2 protein-coding genes and 1 pseudogene are annotated in these 2,665 nt (G+C 49.5%); 1 reads left to right on the top strand and 2 read right to left on the bottom strand.

Features of this window, described 5'->3' with window-relative positions; genetic code table 11:
- The first annotated feature begins 599 nt into the window (after positions 1-599).
- Entirely contained in the window at positions 600-1,040 is a 441-nt protein-coding gene (locus QZP87_RS07685) for a CBS domain-containing protein (RefSeq protein ID WP_291322335.1), read from the top strand.
- Positions 1,041-1,058: 18 nt separating this feature from the next.
- On the opposite strand, the gene wrbA is transcribed toward QZP87_RS07685, so the two are convergent.
- Positions 1,059-1,676 carry an NAD(P)H:quinone oxidoreductase gene (gene wrbA, locus QZP87_RS07680; protein ID WP_291322334.1) on the bottom strand — a complete coding sequence of 206 codons (618 nt, stop codon included), beginning with the start codon at positions 1,674-1,676 and terminating at the stop codon, positions 1,059-1,061.
- Positions 1,673-2,665: pseudogene (locus QZP87_RS07675) on the bottom strand (hypothetical protein); the annotation flags it as partial. The pseudogene QZP87_RS07675 and the gene wrbA, both read right to left, overlap by 4 nt.

Genomic DNA, 2,665 nt, shown 5'->3' with positions numbered 1-2,665 from the left:
GGACAGGCACCCCGGCACTTATTTTTTATTGAACAAGAAACAGATTAGAAAAATAAGTGCCGGGAGAGCCAGTCCCCGTGCTCAACGCGTCCTGCAAGGGTTAACCGAATGATGCCCCGAATGGGCCACTTTTTCCGTGCAAGATCGCGGAAAAAGCCTAGAAAACTTCTGACTGTCAAGATTGGATGAAATTTAACCGCTGCAGGGCAATACTTCACAAACTTTGTTGACTACCCGGCATTGCAAGGGTAATAATCCAATAACAAGCCTAACGCGGGCTATGCCCGCAACCCAATTTGAAAAAAGTCGCCATTATTCAACACGTTCCGGGAACTTTGCAAACAGGACGTAAAAACTCACTCCAAGGAAACGTAAATCAGTATCAGTTCAGCACTTTGCATGTGGCAGGGGGACTGGCTCTCCCCGCACTTATTTTTTCGCTGAGTATGAAGATCATTACTGAAAAATAAGTGCGGGGGTGCCTGTCCCCTGCTTTCCTTAAAAGCGCTAAACAGATACGTCATCGTAGTGTTATCTTGACGTGTTACTTGTCACTCTCAAGCAGGGATAATCAATAAACAATATATGGCAGGTGTATTATGCTCAATGTCAAAGATCTTATGACTCAGGACCTTTTTACTCTGCAGGAAACCGACAACCTGGCCCTGGCCAGGTCCCTGATGGATCTCGCCCGTATCAGGCATATACCTATAGTTGATGAAAACATGGGCTTTACCGGCCTCATCACCCACCGCGATATCCTGGAAGCAACGGTCTCCAAGCTTGCCGGCGTAGACACTCAGACCCAGGAAGAGCTGGACCGCGGCATTCCGGTGAGAGAAATCATGAATACAAATGTAAAAACCATTACACCGGATGACAACCTGAGGGATGCCGCAGGCCTGCTTCTGGAACACAAGTATGGATGTCTGCCGGTGCTGATGAATGGCAAGCTGGTGGGTATCCTTACCGAGGCTGATTTTCTCAGTCTGACCATCAGCCTCATAGATGCCCTGGAGGAGGGACCGGAACTGCGCTGAGGACAGATCCGGCTTTTTTCAGGGCTTGTCGGTCAATCTGGCTGCTATCCGGGCGACATAGTCTCCCTGGAACCTAGCCCCATCCAGCTCGTTCCGGCTGGGCATGCGGGCACCATCTCCTCCTGCAATTGTAGAAGCGCCGTATGGAGAACCGCCGGTAACCTCATCTGTACCCATTTGTCCCTTAAAGGTGTATGGCAGGCCGGCAATAATCATCCCGTGATGCAGCAGGGTTATGTGGAAGCTGAGCAAAGTGGACTCCTGTCCACCATGCTGGGTGGCACTACTGGTAAAAACGCTGCCTACTTTGCCCACCAGTGCACCCGAAGCCCACAAGCCCCCGGTGCCGTCCAGAAACTGCCGCATCTGTCCGCACATATTGCCAAAGCGTGTAGGAGTCCCGAATATCAGAGCCGATGCTTCCTGCAGTTCATCCACAGTGCATACTGGTATGTCCTGGATGCTTTCCTGAAACTTCAGTGCCCCCATCTTCTCCAGAACATCATGTTGAAGCGTTTCAGGCACTCTTCTTAAGTCCACTCTTGTTCCGTTAACCCGGGCGGCACCTTCTGCGACGGCGCGGGCCATGGCCTGCACATGTCCATACATTGAATAAAAAACAACTTTAACAATCATTGATTCCACCTTAATTCAGGTTTTTTCAGTCCCAGGGCCATTATTATTTTTGCAAGTATTCCTGGAGAATATCTTGGTGTTTTCAAATAATTCAGCCCAATCCAGACCCCATGCTCAGCAGCCATCTGAAAATCCTTTCTGGCGGCAAAAGCCTTTCCCTGCTTAAGAAGCGCCACTCCACGATTATGATAGGCCTCTCCAAAGTCAGGCTTGAGATTGATTGCAGCGGTAAAATCATTAATAGAGTCCTGCATCCTGAATTCATCCATGTTGGCAAGCCCGCGGTCGTTATGAAGTTCGGCTCTCTCAGGTTCCTTTTCAATAGCTGCAGAAAGAAATTCGATAGCCTGCTGCGGTGCTATATAGCTGACCCCGTCCCATAACTTGTCCGATTTTTTTCTCCACTCGTTTGCAGACATCTTTAATCCAGCCTCCTGTTGCATCTCTTTGTGATCATTGGTCTTTTTCATCTTTTCCATTTTGTCCAAAAAATCCTTTTTTTCTCTCTCAAGGCTCTTGTTCCTGGTATCTAAACTCGCGACCTTTTCCTGCAGCTTTTCTTTATCTGCTTTCAACGATTCCAGTTCTGAAACCAACCCGCTTCTATCCCGGGCCGCCTGCTCCAGGCTCTCATCCTTGCTCTTGAGTTCATGCTCCAGTTCCTGCCGGACCCTGGACTGTTTCTCAAGCTCTGACGACAGCTCGGATATACGGCGGTCCTTAGCCTGAATCTCCTGCTGCAGACTCTCATCCTTGCTCTTGAGTTTTTGTTCCAGCTCTTCCCGGAAACCGGACTGTTGCTTCAGTTCGTTCTCCAGCTCGGATATTCGCTTGTCCTTGCCATTTAGTTCCTGATTAAGACTCTCATCCTTGCTCTTGAGTTCATGCTCCAGTTCCTGCCGGACCCTGGACTGTTTCTCAAGCTCTGACGACAGCTCGGATATGCGGCGGTCCTTAGCCTGAATCTCCTGCTGCAGACTCTCATCCTT

It is taken from the genome of Desulfonatronospira sp. (assembly GCA_003563255.1).
Taxonomy (GTDB): Bacteria; Desulfobacterota; Desulfovibrionia; order Desulfovibrionales; family Desulfonatronovibrionaceae; genus Desulfonatronospira.
Note: the sequence above shows the minus strand (reverse complement) of the source record. Positions and strands in the feature narration are given on the sequence as shown.

Bases quoted from the DNA above. Each gene is read 5' to 3' on its own strand.
- QZP87_RS07685 (WP_291322335.1), top strand. From the start codon at position 600: ATGCTCAATGTCAAAGATCTTATGACTCAGGACCTTTTTACTCTGCAG.
- wrbA (WP_291322334.1), bottom strand. From the start codon at position 1,676: ATGATTGTTAAAGTTGTTTTTTATTCAATGTATGGACATGTGCAGGCC.